Below are 19,016 nucleotides of genomic sequence, written 5' to 3'. Positions count from 1 at the left end.
TATGTTAAGTCGATTTTTTATACAGCGTCCTAAGTTCGCTCTGGTTATTTCTATCATACTCACTCTTGCCGGAGCCATCGCACTCGCCATTCTTCCTGTGGCGGAATACCCTAAAATCAGCCCGCCTTCAGTAAGCGTGAATGCGTATTACACAGGAGCAAGCGCAGAGGTAGTAGAACAAGCCATTGCCGATCCAATAGAAACCTCGGTCAACGGCGTTGAGAATATGATTTATATGTCCTCTAAAAGTGCCAATGATGGATCGTACTCCCTGAATGTCACTTTTGATGTGGGCACTGATCCAGATATGGCTCAGGTCAACGTTCAGAACCGTGTGGCGCAAATCGAATCTAAACTACCACAAGAAGTTCGAATGGTTGGCGTAACAGTTAAGAAGCGTTCGCCGGACTTGTTAATGGTGCTGAACTTCTATTCTCCTGATGGAAAATACGATGATCAGTTTTTGGTTAACTACGTAAACTTGAACATCAAAGATCAGTTAGCGCGGGTTACGGGGATAAGTGAAGTTGGGGTTATTGGTGGTGGTGAATACGCAATGCGTGTTTGGCTAGACCCTGACAAAATGACCAACTTAGGCCTAACAACATCTGATGTTCAAGCTGCTTTAGCTGAGCAAAACGTACAAGTTGCTGCGGGTAAAATTGGTGCTGCACCTTATGCGAGTGCTCAAGATGTGCAATTTAACCTAGTGACAAAAGGACGTTTAGAATCGGTAGAAGAGTTTGAAAGTGTGGTGCTTCGTGCAAATAATGACGGTTCATCAGTTTATCTAAAAGACATAGCACGTGTAGAATTAGGGAAGAAATCTTATGATGGTAATGGTCAATTTAGAGGTCAACCTGCATCTATCGTAACGCTGTCTCTGCAATCGGATGCAAACGCATTAGAAAGCGGCCAAGCGGTGATGGACATGCTAGATAAACTCAGCGTAACCTTCCCAGAAGGCATGTCGTATGAAACCAGTTATGACACGACATTATTCGTAGCTGAGTCTATTAAAGGGGTAATTAAAACCCTGATTGAAGCCATTTTATTGGTGATTGCGGTAACGTATCTGTTCTTGGGCAGTGCGCGTGCAACGTTAATTCCTGTCGTTGCAATTCCTGTTTCGTTAATTGGTACGTTTGCAGTCATGCTAATGACAGGGTTTACGATTAATACCGTGACGTTATTTGGTTTGATCCTAGCGATTGGTATCGTGGTGGATGATGCAATTTTGGTTATCGAAAACGTCGATACCATCATGAAGCGTGACCCCTCATTGAGCCCAAGAAAAGCCACATTAATGGCTATGAAAGAAGTGACTGGTCCAATCGTTACTTCAACTCTCGTGCTATTAGCGGTGTTTATTCCTGTGGCGATGTTGCCGGGAATTACTGGCATTATGTATCGTCAGTTCGCATTAACCATTTGTATTGCTGTTGTTATTTCATCAATTAATGCGTTAACACTTTCTCCTGCATTGTGTTCTTTAGTACTAAAACAGGGGGGCGATAATACGGCTCGTTGGTTTAAAGCGTTTAACCGTGGTTTAGATAAAGTCACTAATAAATACGGTGAAATAGCAGGTTTCTTTGTTAGAAAGACACTGATCCTGATGATGTTCTTTGCTGTGGCTCTTGGCTCGGTAACTTACCTTGCAAAAAATACCTCAACGGCATTTGTTCCTCAAGAAGATAAAGGGATCTTATTGGTCAACGTACAGTTACCGGATTCAGCGTCACTTTCTCGTACTGAAGAAGTTTCAGCAAAACTGCTAGAGATTGTAGAAAGCGAACAAGGCGTAGATGGGGTTACCGTGGCTAATGGTTACGCATTCTTAACGGGAGCTTCGGCATCAAACGGTGCCTCACTGTTTGTGAAGCTAAAACCGTGGAATGATCGTAACGATATGGAGGGAGATAACTCTTCATTCGCTATCACTAATCGTATTAATGCACGTTCAGCGATGGAATTGCCAGGAGCGGTTATTTTTGCGATGGGAGCGCCAGCGGTTCCGGGCATGGGCGCAGCCTCTGGTTTTGAATTTGTCTTGGAAGACACATTAGGGCGTAATCGTACTGATTTGGCGAACGTGATGAATGAAGTGATTCAGACGGCCAATCAGCAGCCTGAAATTCAATATACCTTCAGTACGTTCCGTGCCAATGTTCCGCACTACTATGTAGATATTGATCGTGAAAAAGCGAAGCAACTGGGCGTATCATTAGGATCTATCTTCCAAACGCTGCAAGGCAATTTGGGATCGATGTACGTAAATGATTTCACCATGTTTGGTAAGAACTTCCGAGTAACCATGCAAGCAGACAGTGAATATCGCAGCAGTATGGACGATTTGGATAAATTCCATGTGCGTACAAGTTCGGGTCAAATGGTGCCATTAAGTACTCTGGTTACTTATGACACGGTATTTGAACCTGATGTAGCGTGGCGTTACAACATGTATCGCTCAGCAGTCATTCAAGGTCAACCGGCGGAAGGCTATTCCAGTGGCGATGCGATTGCAGCGATGGAACGTGTGGCAGCAGAGGTGCTTCCTCATGGTTACCAATATGAATGGACGGGCATGGCTTACCAAGAAGTAAAAGCGGGTAACCAAGCGATTTATGCCTTTGCTTTAGCACTGATCTTTATCTACCTGTTTATGGTGGCGCAATACGAGAGTTGGAGTATTCCTCTCGCAATTATTCTTGTTGTGCCTGTTGCTACCTTTGGTTCTTTCTTAGCCTTGAATTTAGCTGGAATGCCCTTGAACCTTTATGCTCAAATTGGCTTAGTTCTCTTAATCGCCTTGGCAGCTAAAAATGCTATTTTGATTGTGGAATTTGCTAAGAATGAGCGTGAAGAAAAAGAGATTGATTTAAATAACGCGTCGGTTAACGGTGGTCGTTTACGATTCAGAGCAGTAAACATGACATCGTGGTCATTCATCTTAGGTATTTTGCCATTGGTGTTTGCATCGGGGGCGGGTTACATCAGCCAAAACTCTTTGGGTGTATCGCTCATTGGCGGCTTATTGTGTGTGCTATTGGTCGGTACGTTACTTGTTCCTGGTTTCTACGCCATGGTACAGCGCCGTCGTGAGAAGCTGCATGGTGGCAGTACCAAACTGGTTCCAATTGATGATGAGTAAATCATTGCCTGATTATTCATAATTTAATAAAGGAGCCTTCGTGGCTCCTTTTTTCTTTTTGAGCTTCTTGAAATTAAGATCTCATTTTGGGCTAGAGTCATTCGGAGCGAGGAAAGCTAAGGTATATACTCAATTCTTATTGCTTCACGCATTCAATTTTTCTTCGAGTACTTACCCATGCCAAAATATAACGTAAAATTTATTGCTGCCGATATGGATGGCACATTACTTAATGAAAACGGCAAGCTAGACCCAAGCTTCTTCGATCTTTATCAGCAATTAGAAAACAACAACATAATGTTTGCTGCGGCGTCTGGTCGCCAGTATTACAGCCTAGCTGAAACATTTGCTCCAGTCAGTGATCGTATGATGTTCATTGCGGAAAATGGCACGCTTGTTATGCACAAAGGCCAAGAGCTTTACAGTTGTACTATCCCTAAAGATTCTATTGATAATATCGTAAATCAAGCGCGTTCGGTTGAAGGTACACATTTGGTGTTGTGTGGTAAAAAATCGGCGTATATAGAAACTCAAGATCCAAAGGCGGTGGCTGAGTTTTCAAAGTATTATCATCGTTGCCAATATGTAGAAGATGTACTTGCTGTTGATGATGAATTCATTAAAGTCGCCATTTGTCATTTTGATGGTTCGGAAGAAAATGTGTATCCGACGATTAATGCAAAATTTGGGCACAATCATCAAGTGGTGGTAAGCGCTAAAATTTGGCTAGATGTGATGAATAAAGTGGCTTCAAAAGGTGCGGCTATTAAACATCTACAACATACATTGGGTTTTAGTTTTGAAGAGACAATGAGCTTTGGTGATTACCTGAATGATTTAGAAATGCTGCAAGAAAGCTACTATTCCTACGCAATGGAAAACGCACATCAAAAAGTAAAAGAGACAGCACGCTTTATGGCACCAAGTAACAAAGAGGCGGGTGTGTATACCGTGATTAAAGAGATGGTGCTATAAAATACAGTAAAATTTGAATAAAATGCCATAAGTTAAACACTGACTTATGGCATTTGTCATTGAATTATTAGGCTTCTTTTATCGCTTGATCTTGATTTGCAATTTTCTTCTTAAATAATGCAATGAAAGGAATCAGCAATAAATAAGAGACCATTATAAATCCAAACGTAGACACAAACGCCATCATTGTCGATTGTTGGTGTAGTAACGCTTGGATCTGCGCTAAGAACGAAGGGTCCGTGATTTGATACCCTTGGGAATGAGCGGCTTGCTGTAGTATTGGATTACTTAATGTGAGATCCCCACCTAAAGAGTTCCATTCTTTTTGTTCCATACGGCTGAAGTAGGTATTAACAATCGAAATACCAAACGATCCGCCAATAGTACGGAAAAGGTTAAACATTACCGCCCCATTTACTGCATTTTGTTTTGATAACGTAGAGTAAGCTAATTGGCTTAATGGCGAGAAAACTAAACCCATGCCAGCCCCTTGAATAATACTAGGGAACAAAATCCAAAACATATCGATATTTAACGAATATTTTATCATTAAATAGGTGCCATATGCGTTGAGTAGCAAGCCAATAACAATCAGCACTTTTGCATTTAGCTTATCCATGTAACCCGCGAGCATGATTAATACAATGGCTGAGGTTAACCCTCTGGGAGCCATCGCAATACCCGTGGTATCAACAGGATAATTTAATAATTGCTCTAACATCATCGGTTGTAATTGGGTAATACCAAACATCCCCATAGCAAACCCACCCATGACTAAACAAGACACCGCTAAATTACGATCTTTGAGTAACCATATTGGTGCGATATCTCCTTTTATCTTGAACGAACGTCGAACAAAATACGCAATAGCGATAGCACTAATGATGGATGAAAACAGAATCAGATTTGAACTAAACCAGCCTTTTTCATTCCCCTGATCAAGCACCATTTGCAGCAAACCAATCCCTAACGCCATTCCAATCACAATTGGCCAATCGATTTTAGTCGGTCCTTTGTTTTCAATTTTTACATTAAAGTAAATCAGAGATAAACAGATAAGCCCAACAGGAAGATTGACGTAAAATATCCATCGCCAATCCATATTCTGAGTAATGATACCACCCAGAGTTGGACCTAGGATTGGACCAAGTAATATCCCAACACTAAACAAAGCCATGGCTTTACCGCGTTGTTCTTGAGGATAGATTTGAATCATAATCGACTGTGATAATGGAATAACAGATGCCCCAAAAGCACCTTGCATGATCCGGAAAGTCACCATTTCAGCCAATGAGTCAGCCTGACCACATAGCGCAGAGGTGATAATAAACCCAGCGACAGAGATTAATAATAGCTTTCTAACCCCGACTTTAAGCGCTAAAAAGCTGGCTAAAGGAATAAAGATAGCCTCAGCCATTGAGTAGGACGTTAATACCCATGTTACTTGCTCTGAGGTCACGCCTAATGCACCCATCATGTGTGGGAGGGCAACATTTGCGATAGTCATATCAAGCAATACCATGATGGCAGAAAGCATTACAGCGAGGGTGACTAAAGTTCGTTTGGTATCGCCTTTATCCTTCAAGCTTTCTTCTGCCGGTATAATGACATTCGTCATGATTTTTTCCTTTTTGCCGGTTATTCCGCTAGAGGAGCTAATGTATCAACCGTTACCGATGCACTCGCACCTACACGTAAAGGAAATTTAAGTTTATTTTGGTTGTTATCAAGCTTGATGCGAATTGGAAAACGTTGCGGTACTTTTACCCAGTTTCCTGTTGCGTTTTCAGGAGGAAGTAATGAAAACGAAGCGCCACTAGCAGGAGAAATTGCCTCAATAATACCGATGTATTTAACATTAGGGTAAAGATCTAACGTAATGGTTGCTTTCATGCCTTTTGTTACACGGCCGACATGAGTCTCTTTAAAGTTAGCTTGTACCCAATAGGAGTTCGCTTCTACAAGAGGCGTTAATGCTTGTCCGGGTACAACGACACTACCAGGATGAACCTGAACTTTACCTAGCGTCCCATCATGGTCAGCAAAAATATTGGTGTACGACAGCGATAAACTGGCTTGGCTTAATGCGGCGGCGGCTTTTTTAACTTCAGGAGAGGCGTCACCTTTTGCGCCTTGTGATTTAATCAGTTGAGACATGCGTGCTCTAGTGGCGGTGACATTGTTTTCAGCGGATGATAGCTTTTGGCGTGAATCATCTAAACTCTGTTCTGGTAATAAATTTTTTGACGCTAATTCTTTGATTCTTTTATAGGAAATCTGAGCATCACTCAGTGTTGCCATCGCACTTTTTACATCAGCACTGGCAGCTAGGATGGCATCGTCGGTGGCGGCATTATTGGAGGTTGCGATTTCATAAGCGGCTTTTGCTTCATCAAGTTTTGCTTGATATGGGGCAGGGTCAATTTGTACTAATAAATCGCCTTTGCTTACCGATGCATAATCTGTCGCGTCTGTGGCAATGACTTTGCCGCTGATTTGTGGGGCAATATACACAATATTGGCATGAACATAAGCATCATCAGTACTTGGGAATTGCTCTTGATGCTTTACGTAAAAGTAGCCAGCTGTAATAAGTCCAACTGCAATACATCCTGTAGCAAGTAGATTCCGTGTGAAGTGAGTATTCTTGTCTGTCATGTTCTGTCCTAATGTATTGTCTTTTTATTTAAGGAATAAAATCACTGTCTTTTTAAAAATAAATAAAATATAAGTATAAAAAGAGTGTTAAATTAAAGTGAATAATAAAAGCTATATAGGATCGATTATATTTTTTATTGTTAGCTTTAATTGATGATTATTAAATTATGTGTAGTTTTCATCATCTCTATCTATTAAAAAATAAGGAAATAGAGAGATTTAGTTATAACTAACTGTAGTCCATATATGAATTATCACCATTCTTAGATGGAAGTAATAAATTACAGAAACTGTGGATTATTTTTTTGTAGGATCAACCAGTTATAGTCGTGTTCTTTGACTTAATAAGTTCTGAACAGGCTTATATGGTATCTGGCTTTAGCGAATTCTAGGTGAGTACCTGAGAGATCGTTCTTATGTTAATAAGTGGGGAATAGGTCTTTTTATTATTATTTTTCATGATCATTCTATCTATGTTTCTAGGTGATGTTCCGAATTATTTGATTAGAATGTTCCTCATTTTGTGAAATGTCTAGTTCTAAATATAAATAAGATTTTTAGTAATCAATGACTCAATGAAAGCGTTGTACCATATAACGTAAAGCAAACGTTTATATCAATAATTTATTATAAATATACACGCTTTAAGGGGTTGCAGAGCTGGATACGTTTATCTGAATTAATGGATGAGTTATGGTGGCTTTTAAAGCCTCACCGAGTAGGATTTTTATTTGCTCTTAATCATATAATATTTAAGATTGATATTGTTGTTTAGGTCTGTACCAGACAATCTCTCCCATTCGCTTTCGCTGTATATAAGGCACTATCAACACGCCTTATAAGACGATCCCAATTATCATTAGCCGTCATTTCTGTTAGGCCAAAACTAACACTATAGGTGATGGAGTCTATAGATTGAGTTGCGACCACCTTTTGTATTCTGTGAGCGATTTTCATCGATGTGTCTTTGGGAGAATTCAGTAAGATGATTAGAAATTCATCTCCACCATAACGTACACATACTTCATCGCTTCGACATTGTTCTCGCAGAATGGTTGAAAAGTTTTTTATGACTAAATCGCCATAATGATGCCCATACGTATCATTAATTCGTTTAAATTTATCGATGTCTGCCAATATGATAGATACACATGAATCTCTTTTGATTGGAAGGCGTGTTGCTAGAAACTCTTCTAATCCTTTTCTGTTGTAGAGTTTTGTTAGTTCGTCAGTGACAGAGGCGCTATGAATTTTTGATATTAGACGTTCAGTTAATATCCAGAAGACAGTAAAACTGATCGTGATACTTGTGACTATCATCAGAATGTAGGCCATTTTATGTACTTCTGAAATGCTGAGATAGTGTATTACTGGGATCTCTGTATAAGCCCATATTAAACGCAGACTCATCGCGATAGCGTTTATCATTAATATGGCATTAAGTAGAAGTAAAGGGGCTTTGTTGTCTTGAACTTGACCTGTTCTATTAATATAAATACCAATAATACTCATTATAATAATAAAGAAACTTCGAATTTTGATTCTAGCACTCACTGATGGTGTGACTAGAGTGAAGTAGGTAAAGGTCAGTATCGTTATTATTGAAATAATAGAACAAATTAAAATAATGTTTTTCTTTGGTGCTCTAATGTAAGCGATGCCGATAAACAATAGAGATACTGCGACGGCATAAAGGCTATTTGAAACAAAAACGACGGCACAAGACGTTTGAGTGTAGCCTAAACTGATAGGTAAAATACTCAGAGCAAGTAAAAATAATGCGAAAGAGATGTGATTCACACCTTTAATCATCCCGTCAAACATGTATCGATAACAAAAAAACAAGCTGAAACTAAGCATTGCTGATAAGAAAACACTAACAATAGAAAGAGTGCTAATATCCATATAAACACCATTATTGACGAATATTTAGCCACTTCCTGTGTAGGAAAGTGGTTTGTATTTCAGTAATAAAAATAACCTCAACACCAATGGTGAAGCTAAAGTCTAATCTTATAAAGTCTCATTTTTATTACAAAGATATTGTGATATGCCTTCAAGTTATTTGATTAATTGAGATTTATTTAGGATTCATGGTGTTTTTATTTGATTTCATCAGGTTGATTTTTAATGTTTTTTGTGGAATTCATAGCGTGCGATATAGGGAATGTAGAGAAGAATACAGTGAGTTAGATGATATCCAACTCACTGTATAGATCGTGGTGTAATTAATGGTGATTAGAACTTTTTCTATCTTAATTAATATTTATGTTAATGATGGTTGAGGTTTGAGAGCTCTTCTAACAAATGTTGATCTTACATTGTCGTACACCAAGTTGAAGGTGAACGCGTAAATGGTAATAAAGATAGTTACACCGATGTCCATCATAAATGCTTCCAATAGTCCGACATTTAATAAGTAAGCCATGACTGGAATTGTCACAACTAGTAGTCCTATTTCAAATAAAACCACATGGAATATACGAAATGAAAGTGTGCGTTCTTTTTTCTCGCCAGTGAAGAATTTGTCAAATATCCAATTGAAAATAAAATTCCAAATCATGGCGATAGTGGCAATAACTATCATGGTCCCTGATAATGCGGTAATGTCGTGGCTTGTAAAAATAGCCAATCCAAGAATAGACAGTGATACTGCCAATACTTCAAATAATACAGCGTGAAAAATACGTTCAGTTGTTTTCATATCGTGACTCTTAATAATTATTGATACATTTAAAAATAATGAATCAGCGATTATAGAGAGTGAACAAAGCAGATAAAGTTAACAACCATCACAAACCGTGATAGCTTGGGTTCTTGAACTATTTATTGAGTTAATGCCATGTACAGTTTTGAGCAATTAAGAATTTTTGTCACTGTGTGCGAAAGCGGATCTTTCTCTGCGGCAGCTCGTAAGCTAAAGCGTGCTCAATCAGGCGTGAGTCAAGCTATTGCAAATTTAGAAATTACGATTAACCAAGAGTTGTTTAATCGTGACAAAAACACACCAATACTCACTGAGAGAGGTAAGGCACTATTACCTATTGCTCAATCAATTTTGCATCAACAAAAATATTTTGATCAAAAAGTCGAATCATTGGAAAGAGAGCATGAATACGAGCTAATAATCGCAATAGATGAGAGCTTAATTAATGACGATTTACTACAAATTTTGGCAGAGTTGGCTGATAAATTCCCAGTAACTGATGTAGAAATCATCACAACTTCTACTTTTGATGTTGAAGAGCTCGTTAGAGAAGGGAAAGCACAAGTGGGTATCGTCTACGCTGATGGTGAGCTTAAAGTGGATATGGATTTTTTTACGTTAGGGCAAACTCGGTTCCTTACTGTCGTTTCTCCTGATCACGAATTGGCAGGGTTGCCGATGGTGAATGATGCGGCGCTAAAAGGGCATCGACAATTAGTGCATCGAAGCTCAGAGCGTAAAGAGTTGTGGTTTAGTTATGGGATAAGCTCAAAGCTGTGGTATGCAAATACCCACCAAACGTTGCTGGATCTGGCTTGTCGAGGTATTGGGTGGACAATGGTGCCTGAGCACACTGTGACAGACTTATTGGCTCAGAATAAATTAGTTGCTTTGCCAATTGCTCATGAGTTTGATGGATGGTTAACACCAATGGGTTGCTTGGTCTCTCGTAGCCATGGCTTTGGTCCTGTACTGGAAGATTTATTGTCGTCATTACAACAACTCAGTCAAAAAAAACGCTAATTCATCGATTGTGAATTAGCGGGTTTATATTTATCCAGAACTAAGGTTATTTACACTGTAAAAATGGATCTAAGCCACCTGACTTGTCTTTAGTTGTGTGGTGGCTATATTCTCACAGAACTCATGATGAAGCGCACGTATGGCTGGTTGATAATCTTTGTCACTCACAACGAATTGTACGTTTACATTACGCATAGAAGAGTGCAAAGCAACTGGGGTAACATCATTGTTCATTAATGATAAGACGCCTTTTGCTAATGCTTTGTTGGTGTCAATTTGCGAACCAATGACTGATATTAGCGCAACCATTCGCCCTTTTATTGAGGCTTTTGGGTAACGTTTTTCTGCTTTATATAGTACTTTATTGACGCTTTCAGTACTTCCACCAAGATAGTAAGTAATTGAGTTAGCATTCATCTCTTTACCAATTAAATTCACTTGGGCATCTGAGATTATTTCCATTAACTCATAGCCCACGTTATCCACTTGACCGACCATTGCTTGATCAAACAAATGCAAAGCAAACACTTTTTCTTTGCCTGCGATGATCTCTACTTTGTTGGTTTCTGGTTGATAATCTGACGAAATTAATGTGCCTTTGTGCTCTGGTTCAAAAGTGTTTTTAATTTGGATTTCAATATCACTTTCTCGCAGTCCTGCTGCTGCATTAGGGTGAATGGCTTCCATACCTAAGCTTGCTAGCTGATCGGCAACATCGTAATTAGTGCGTCCAATAGGGAATACTTTATCAGTGCCCACCACACGAGGGTCAGCAGAACTTAAATGATATTCTTTATGAATAATGGCTAAATCAGCGTTGGTAAGAGAAGCGATACGACTAAAGGTCATTTCGCTGTAACCGCGATCATAAGTGCCCATTAAGCCTTCTTTACAGTAAGCGTAACCAGTAACGATCGGTAGCTCTGTTGTCACATCAATATCTTTAAATACATCAGTGATGGTTTCATCTAACGTTCTTGGAGTTTGGTTATCCCACCCAGAGAGGTCGACGAATTTAGCGTTAATTCCAATAGTTTTAAGTTTTAATGCTGTATTAAAGGCACTATGTGCTTCACCAATAGAAGAGAGGAATTCTCTAACTTGCGGTAAATATCGACGTAGAGAAAATTGACCGTATTGGCAGGTTTGAAGAATGTTTGAGATACAATTTTTGGCTTCATCAATTCGTGAGCAAATAAATTTATCCGCTCTTAAACGATTTAATGGATCGATAAAAAGGTGTTCATTAGTGAGTAACATACGATTTTTTACATATTCTAATGCTTCATCCCAACTGTCATCACGTTTAGCGATCAGTTTATAGACACCCGGCTTACCTGTTTTTTTACACTCAAGCAATGAGTCAGTAATGCCGCCATAGGCTGATACAACAAAAACACGGTTATATGGATTGGCTGGACGAAGGAATATGTTATCTAAAACGGCATCAAACGCCGTCATAGACGTACCGCCGATTTTTTCTACGGTATAAGTCATTAAGAAATCCTTTTTTTGACTTTGAATTATGAAGATAAGAGGAGGAATATTAGGGGTGGGGCACAAAGCCCCAATCGGAATATTAATCAATAATAGGGTAGACGCCGTTTTTATCGTGCACTTCAGTACCGATAATCGGTGGGTTGAAGACACAAGCCATCACCATTTCTTTATCTTTATATGCTCGTAAGTAGTGTTCATCATGCTTATCAAGAATATATAAGGTACCGGCTTTTATTGGGTACGTTTCACCGCCAACAACTTCTATTTCGCCTTCGCCACTCATGCAATATACCGACTCTAGGTGGTTCTTGTAATGAATATGAGTTTCAGTATTTTGGTAAATTGTTGTGATGTGAAAAGAAAATCCCATATTGTCATTTTTCAATAACATACGAACGCTTTCCCACGTTTCTGATACTACGCGTCGCTCGCTGTCACGACATTCATCTAATGTTCTTACTATCATGATTCTTCCCTGCTTAAGATGCTTTTTTGAAATAGGTAGAAGCTACCGCTTCAACGGCATTTTCGAAGATAGTTAATCCTTCGATAAGTTCTGATTCTGTTATCGTTAATGGACAAAAGAATTTTACAACTTCATCAGCAGGTCCGGCAGTTTCGATGATCATGCCATTTTTAAAGCATGTCTTAGCAATTTCAGTTGAGATGAATGCATTTTCACACTCAACCCCAATCATCATGCCGCGTCCTTTTTGTTTTACAAATAGTTTAGGGTGGCGCTTGATTGAGCGTTCGATTACGTCACTTACTTTTTGAGAGCACTGTTTAATATGTTCTTCAAAATTTGAGTTTGACCAATATATTTCAATGGCTTTAGCCGCAGTGATGAACGCGTGATTGTTACCACGGAAAGTACCGTTGTGCTCGCCTGGTTTCCATTGGTCTAATTCAGGTTTAAGTAAAACGACTGCCATTGGTAAACCGTAGCCACCAATTGATTTAGACAGTGTAACCATATCAGGTTTGATACCTGATGGTTCGAAACTAAAGAAGGTTCCTGTACGGCCACAACCTGCTTGAATGTCATCAACAATCATAAGAATGTCGTTGGCTTTACAAATCTTACTTAAACGTTGTAACCATTGGTTTGAAGCAACGTTTAATCCACCTTCACCTTGCACTGTCTCTAAAAGAACAGCGGCAGGTTTATCTAGGCCACTTGAGTTATCAGATAACATGGTTTCGAATAGGTTAAGTCCATCAATATCTGCATAGCCTTCAAAAGGAATGCGAGTGATATTGTTTAAGCTAACGCCTGCGCCTTGACGATGATGTTGATTACCTGTGGCAGCTAACGCACCAGCAGTACAGCCGTGAAATCCATTTGTAAATGCCACAATATTAGTTCGGTTTTTTACTTTTCGCGCCAGTTTTAAAGCGGCCTCAACCGCATTTGTTCCCGTAGGACCTGTAAATTGAACTTTATAGTCGAGATGTCTTGGCTCAAGAATGTAATGATTTAGCGCATTTAAGAATGTTGCCTTTGCGCTTGAATGCATATCTAGGCCGTGTGTAATTCCATCTTGTTCAATGTATTCAAGCAAAGCTTGCTTTAAAACTGGGTTGTTGTGACCGTAATTGAGAGAGCCTGCTCCGGCAAGGAAATCGAGGTAACGTTCCCCGTTTTCGGCTTCTAACCAGCATCCCTTTGCTTTTTGAAAAATAACAGGAAAGTTGTTTGAGTATGAACGTACTTTTGATTCTCGTGTTTTAAAAATATTCATGATGATTCCGTTTATTATTCCTATTTTATTGACGATGAATGTAAAGGGATGCGATACAAATATTCAGTATCGTGTTTATCTTTGAAGTGTATTTTTTGGTCTAGAAAAGTGCTTACTTCGCCTTGATTACCATTATTAGCGTCGAGCTTTTTAAACAGTGACCAAGAGGCGTCATTTGCTTTGGTTATCGTCGTTTCTAAGGCTTTTATATGCTTGAGGCTTTCTCGTTGTAAAAGTGTATTTAGCATGGAGTAAGCTAAACCTTTACCTCGATAGCGGGGAGAGACGGCAACTTGCCATATAAACAAAGTGTTTGGTTCATTCGGTTTTTGATAACCAGAAATAAAACCAGCAAGGTCGTCATCTTTTTCTGCTAAAACGCAGGTATTACTGAAATGTGTAGATTGAAGAAAGTTGCAGTATGAAGAATTAATATCAAGTGGTGAGCAGTCGGTGATCAATGAATAAACATTGTCACCGTCTGTCCTCGAAGGTTCTCGAAATGTCCATTTTTTACTGGGGTCAGTGTCAATACCTGAACACAATACCCAAGGTGCTAATATAGCCATATGTAAATACATATCCTTTGTACTCTAATTAAATTCGTTGTCATTATGTCCATTCTTTGGGGGGTAAAAGCAAATAAATAGCATTTATATGAGTTAAATTGCGAGTTGTGTCACGTTTTGTTGCCATTTTTTATCAGGTATGACGTTTCTTTTTGTTTTAAATAGATTAGTTCTCTTAGTATTTATTTTTGGTTTTGAGTGTTTAATCTATTAAAATTTCGATGTTTGATTTATAAAGTTAAGGATGATTGGACCAGTTTTAATGTGATGATGGAGGAAAGGTGGGGGCTTTTTTCTTTTTGTAATGAATCGTATAAAGAGTCAGTAGCACTGTTATTCAATTTAAGGTTTAATGCTCTTTAATCGAACATCTAATATTTGGAACATGTAATGTCTTTGGTTAACCAGCTTTCTTTATTTATTGATGTCGTGCAGCAAGGTTCTTTTACAAAGGCGGCAGCATTGCATGATATGGATAATTCCTCGTTGTCTAAGCAAATTAAAAAGCTAGAAACCGAATTGGGCGTTCAGTTGCTTAATCGTTCAACGCGATCGTTTTCATTAACGCCTGCGGGAGAGGATATTTTAGATCAGGCACATAAACTTCTGAATACGCTAGGGGATGTGAAATCAATTGCTGATTCATATCATACCGATCTCAAAGGTCGCATCCGTATAACGGCTCCGTTACATATTGGTCAACAATACCTCCATCCTGTTATTAGTCAGTTTATGACAGTGTATCCAGACGTTGAAATTGATCTTTTAATGGATGATAAGCGGACGGATATTATATCTGATCACTTTGATGTTGCTTTTCGATTAGGGCGTTTAGATGATTCAAATTTAATTGCGAAGAAACTTGCTGATATTCGTCCTGTTATCCTTGCTTCGGAGGACTTTATTAAGCAGTACGGAGAGCCGAAAAAACCTGAAGAGTTGGAGTGCTTACCTTCTGTCATTTACAGTAATGGTTCTTTGACTGTCGATACGATGAAGCTGAGTGATAGCCCAGACTCCACTCAGTTTAAAAGTTATAAAATGAAAGGAAATTATAAAGTTAGTGATGTACGAACGCTGTTAGCAGCGGTGAAAGATGGTTTAGGCTATGCGATGGTATATTCTTCAAATCTTGAACGTTCAATAATTGAAATGAAGTTAAAGCCATTACTTACTCATTATTTACTTTGCGATCAAGGTGCAGCGTTGTATGCATTGTATCCACATAGAAAACAAACGGCGTTAGTGAGGGAGTTTATTACTGCTGTTGAAAAGCATATTGGCGATTCTCCGTGCTGGGAGAAGCACGTTCCTGAGTTTGATACGATGTACCAAAAGAAAAAATAGCTGATCTCAGCAGTGAAATAAGAAATAAAGCTCATGCCCATGAATTAAGTCAACAATTTGAAGCGGTCGCACTGGGTTATGCAAAAGTGGATGTGGTTTATTTAGGACAAAAGTTAATGGTAAAAACATTATAATAATCAGTTTAATAGCGTGGGTTTGACGAGTAAGGTAAAAGCGTTATTTTGTAGTAGACTCTTTTTCTTTATGGTTATATGAATATAAAACGCAATATTTTTATGTGAATTTAATCTAATAACGTTGTTGCACAATAGTGTGATGTAGGTCTAATATAAAGGTGTACAAGGTGATGGGGTGCCACCTACTTAACCGCCAATTTGGCTGATGACTCCTACAGTAAAGAGAACAGGTGTATCTGTTTGAACGGTCTTAATAAACCGAACTCAACAATGACCTGATCAATTATAATTGGCGAGATAATGCCATGTTGCGTAGATAATTGTGCCTTGCATAATGTCTTCCGATGTAATTGATTAGCAAGTAGTTAAGTTCGAGTTGATCGCTCTTGGTCTGTAGGTTATCAATGCCCTCCTACACCTGTTTTCCTAATCATTGGGAAAATATTATGCAATACGCATCAGAAATTCAAACCATGTGCCCTATTCAAAGAGGCGATCTCCACCCATCAGCTCCTATCCCTGTTGAAGGTCGAATGATAAATCCAAAAGAAGTCATCGCGATTTCAGGATTAAGTCATGGTGTTGGTGCGTGTGCTCCTCAACAAGGTGCAGCAAAACTTACCCTTAACGTAAAAGACGGCATCGTCGAAGAAGTACTGATTGAAACGATCGGTTGTTCTGGTATGACGCATTCTGCTGCGATGGCTGCCGAAATTCTTACCGGAAAAACCATTTTAGAGGCAATGAATACCGATTTAGTGTGTGATGCAATTAACGTTGCGATGCGTGAAATCTTCCTTCAATTTGCTTACGGTCGTACTCAATCTGCATTCTCAGAAGGCGGCTTAGAGATAGGTGCTGCTTTAGAAGATTTAGGTAAAACCAAACGAAGTCAAGTAGGAACAAGCTACTCAACTAGCGCCAAAGGCGTTCGTTATATGGAGCTTGCTGAAGGATATGTGACACGTTTAGGCCTTGATGAAAATAGTGAAGTGATTGGTTATGAATATTTGAATCTTGGAAAAATGATGGCTGATATTGGCAAGGGTGTATCTGCAGATGATGCATTAAAAGCGGCATCAGGTACTTATGGACGCTTCGCTGAAGCGGTAAAAACTGTCGACCCACGTCAAGAATAATTGAGGCCATCATTATGAATACGAATATCCAAACCCTACTTGAAGAAATGAATTTCTCTACATTAGATGATGCGTATAACTATTGTCTTGAAATGAATATTGATCCTAAAAAATTAGTCATTGATACCCAACCAATTGCTTTTGATAATGCATGCGATGCTTATACGTTGGGCTCGGCATTGGCGTTATATCGCAAGGCCGGCAGTGCAGCGGCGGCAGCGAATATTATTGGTGAAGGTCTACAAGCATTTTGTAAAAAAGGCAGCGTGGCAGCGCAACGTCAAGTTGGCCTTGGTCACGGTGCTCTAGCGGCTCGTTTATTATCTGATGAGACTCAATGTTTTGCTTTTTTGGCGGGTCATGAATCTTTTGCTGCAGCTGAAGGCGCGATAAAAATCGCACTTAATGCAAACAAATCACGTAATACACCATTAAGGGTTGTGTTGAATGGTTTAGGTAAAGATGCAGCGTACCTTATCTCTCGTATCAATGGTTTTACTTACGTAAGAACGCAATTTAATTATCAAACTGGTGAGTTAGTTGAAGTAAGCAGAAAACGTTTTTCACAAACACAACGCGGTGACATCCTTTGCTATGGGGCTGATGATGTGCGAGAAGGCACGGCAATTATGCATGCGGCAGGAGTTGATGTCAGTATTACGGGTAACTCAACCAATCCTACTCGTTTTCAACATCCTGTTGCTGGTATCTACAAACAAGAACGTTTAGCACAAGGTAAACCGTATTTTTCAGTTGCATCTGGTGGCGGTACGGGTCGTACATTACATCCAGATAACGTAGCCGCGGGTCCTGCCTCTTATGGTATGACAGATACGATGGGCAGAATGCATGCGGATGCACAATTTGCAGGGAGTTCATCTGTTCCTGCACACGTTGCAATGATGGGCTTTATTGGTATGGGGAACAACCCAATGGTTGGTGCATCAGTTGCGCTTGCGGTTGAAGTTGACCAACGTTTAAATCGATAAATAAAAAAGGTTGGAGATAGTTTCTATTTCTAACCTAATGATTCTTTGTGAAGGTATCGAGGGGGTATTCTTCGCAGAGGATTATTAAATTTTTTAATGGTTTGTAATCCTACCTGATTATCTATAAATAACGACTATTCAGACACTTCCAATAAATAATCTTCTACTTGCTCTGATAACCAATCAATAATGACGCCACGAGGCATGGTTGCTTTTGTCATTTCAGCAAAAGATTGCCAATTCATCGCGCGGTTATGTTTAAGCACTTTCAATGTCCCATCTCGTAAATGTTCATTGATTAAGAGTGAAGGAACCGAAGACCAACCTGTTTTATCTAATACTGCATCTCGTAAGTGTTCATAAAAAGTAAGTGCAATATACTTACTTGATTTTGGTTCAACGACCATTAGTCCATCTTCATCAATATAATTTACTATGATTTCGGTATTGCTTTCAAGATCGGTTAAGTTCACTTTTCTGAGTTGACTTAAAGGATGATCTTTATGGGCGACAGACATCATTCGTATCTGGCCTAATTCATTTTGCTGTACATGCAATAATTCATTATTTATAGGCAGTAAACCATAAGCAACATCAACAATGTTTTGCTCAACCATTTCTTCTAATTCAGGAGAAGGGGCGACATAAATTGAAATACTGGTGCTTGGGAATTTGCGACTCATTTTACCTAATATTTGACGCCAAACCACTTCAGGTAATGCATCATCACGAACGACACGAATTGTAGAGGCGACCCCGTTATTGTATTGAAAGCACTTGTTTTCAATATCATTGCTGATCAGTGACATTCGTTGAAAGTCATGAACAAGGGATTCGCCTATTTCTGTTGGAGTAATGCGGTTTCCTGTGCGAGTTAATAAGACGGTATTAAGCTCATCTTCTAATGCATTTAACGCGGCACTGACTGTGGTTCTGCTTTTTTGAAGTTTGCGGGCTGCTTCTGCAATTGACCCCATTTCAACAGTATATAAAAACATTTCAATTTGACTGGTTTTCATGATCTAAACTCAATAATGGCAGTGATGATAAATATTAAAAGCATTAAGCGACGA

15 protein-coding genes and 1 riboswitch are annotated in these 19,016 nt (G+C 39.1%); of the genes, 6 read left to right on the top strand and 9 right to left on the bottom strand.

Annotated elements, in window-relative coordinates; all coding sequences use genetic code 11:
• Position 1: 1 nt before the first annotated feature.
• On the top strand, positions 2-3,154 hold the full coding sequence (locus A6E04_RS03125; RefSeq protein WP_065609925.1) for an efflux RND transporter permease subunit: 3,153 nt from the start codon (positions 2-4) through the stop codon (positions 3,152-3,154).
• Between the two features lie 177 nt (positions 3,155-3,331).
• On the top strand, positions 3,332-4,129 hold the full coding sequence (locus A6E04_RS03120) for a Cof-type HAD-IIB family hydrolase (RefSeq protein WP_017021549.1): 798 nt from the start codon (positions 3,332-3,334) through the stop codon (positions 4,127-4,129).
• Between the two features lie 67 nt (positions 4,130-4,196).
• Here A6E04_RS03120 and A6E04_RS03115 read toward each other — a convergent pair whose 3' ends face one another.
• The 4 genes from A6E04_RS03115 to A6E04_RS03100 all read right to left on the bottom strand — a co-directional run bounded on the left by A6E04_RS03115 (position 4,197) and on the right by A6E04_RS03100 (position 9,491).
• Positions 4,197-5,747 (bottom strand): DHA2 family efflux MFS transporter permease subunit, encoded by a 1,551-nt coding sequence (locus tag A6E04_RS03115; RefSeq protein WP_017021550.1) that lies wholly within the window; start codon positions 5,745-5,747, stop codon positions 4,197-4,199.
• A 20-nt stretch (positions 5,748-5,767) separates the two neighbouring features.
• A complete protein-coding gene (locus A6E04_RS03110) occupies positions 5,768-6,787 on the bottom strand; it encodes an HlyD family secretion protein (RefSeq protein ID WP_023602784.1) in 1,020 nt (339 codons plus the stop codon).
• 771 nt (positions 6,788-7,558) lie between these two features.
• Positions 7,559-8,692 (bottom strand): GGDEF domain-containing protein, encoded by a 1,134-nt coding sequence (locus A6E04_RS03105; protein ID WP_065609923.1) that lies wholly within the window; start codon positions 8,690-8,692, stop codon positions 7,559-7,561.
• Between the two features lie 361 nt (positions 8,693-9,053).
• Complete coding sequence (locus tag A6E04_RS03100; protein ID WP_065609918.1) at positions 9,054-9,491, bottom strand: PACE efflux transporter; 438 nt, start codon at positions 9,489-9,491, stop codon at positions 9,054-9,056.
• Positions 9,492-9,629: 138 nt separating this feature from the next.
• Here A6E04_RS03100 and A6E04_RS03095 point away from each other — a divergent pair, with 138 nt between their 5' ends.
• Entirely contained in the window at positions 9,630-10,517 is an 888-nt protein-coding gene (locus A6E04_RS03095) for a LysR family transcriptional regulator (RefSeq protein ID WP_065609917.1), read from the top strand.
• Positions 10,518-10,586: 69 nt separating this feature from the next.
• Here A6E04_RS03095 and A6E04_RS03090 read toward each other — a convergent pair whose 3' ends face one another.
• From A6E04_RS03090 to ectA, 4 genes are all read right to left on the bottom strand, one after another.
• Positions 10,587-12,014 carry an aspartate kinase gene (locus tag A6E04_RS03090; protein ID WP_017021555.1) on the bottom strand — a complete coding sequence of 476 codons (1,428 nt, stop codon included), beginning with the start codon at positions 12,012-12,014 and terminating at the stop codon, positions 10,587-10,589.
• Between the two features lie 82 nt (positions 12,015-12,096).
• The gene (locus A6E04_RS03085; RefSeq protein WP_065609916.1) at positions 12,097-12,483 is read right to left on the bottom strand and encodes an ectoine synthase; all 387 of its coding nucleotides are present in this window, start codon (positions 12,481-12,483) and stop codon (positions 12,097-12,099) included.
• A gap of 13 nt (positions 12,484-12,496) precedes the next feature.
• Entirely contained in the window at positions 12,497-13,762 is a 1,266-nt protein-coding gene (gene ectB, locus A6E04_RS03080; RefSeq protein ID WP_065609915.1) for a diaminobutyrate--2-oxoglutarate transaminase, read from the bottom strand.
• Positions 13,763-13,782: 20 nt separating this feature from the next.
• Positions 13,783-14,331, bottom strand: coding sequence for a diaminobutyrate acetyltransferase (ectA, locus tag A6E04_RS03075; RefSeq protein ID WP_065609913.1), 549 nt, complete (start codon positions 14,329-14,331; stop codon positions 13,783-13,785).
• A 390-nt stretch (positions 14,332-14,721) separates the two neighbouring features.
• Here ectA and A6E04_RS03070 point away from each other — a divergent pair, with 390 nt between their 5' ends.
• The 3 genes from A6E04_RS03070 (at position 14,722) to A6E04_RS03060 (ending at position 17,943) form a co-directional block, all read left to right on the top strand.
• Complete coding sequence (locus A6E04_RS03070) at positions 14,722-15,678, top strand: LysR family transcriptional regulator (RefSeq protein ID WP_065609911.1); 957 nt, start codon at positions 14,722-14,724, stop codon at positions 15,676-15,678.
• Between the two features lie 294 nt (positions 15,679-15,972).
• Positions 15,973-16,037: riboswitch (Fluoride riboswitch) on the top strand.
• A 224-nt stretch (positions 16,038-16,261) separates the two neighbouring features.
• Positions 16,262-16,954, top strand: coding sequence for an iron-sulfur cluster assembly scaffold protein (locus tag A6E04_RS03065; protein WP_017021560.1), 693 nt, complete (start codon positions 16,262-16,264; stop codon positions 16,952-16,954).
• Positions 16,955-16,968: 14 nt separating this feature from the next.
• Positions 16,969-17,943, top strand: coding sequence for a GGGtGRT protein (locus tag A6E04_RS03060; protein WP_017021561.1), 975 nt, complete (start codon positions 16,969-16,971; stop codon positions 17,941-17,943).
• 134 nt (positions 17,944-18,077) lie between these two features.
• On the opposite strand, the gene A6E04_RS03055 is transcribed toward A6E04_RS03060, so the two are convergent.
• Positions 18,078-18,962 (bottom strand): LysR family transcriptional regulator, encoded by an 885-nt coding sequence (locus tag A6E04_RS03055; RefSeq protein WP_012552271.1) that lies wholly within the window; start codon positions 18,960-18,962, stop codon positions 18,078-18,080.
• Between the last annotated feature and the right edge of the window lie 54 nt (positions 18,963-19,016).

The sequence above is a fragment of the Aliivibrio logei genome (assembly GCF_001691055.1).
Lineage (GTDB): Bacteria > Pseudomonadota > Gammaproteobacteria > Enterobacterales > Vibrionaceae > Aliivibrio > Aliivibrio salmonicida.
The sequence above is the reverse complement of the archived record's forward strand: the minus strand, read 5'-3'. Positions and strand labels throughout refer to the sequence as shown.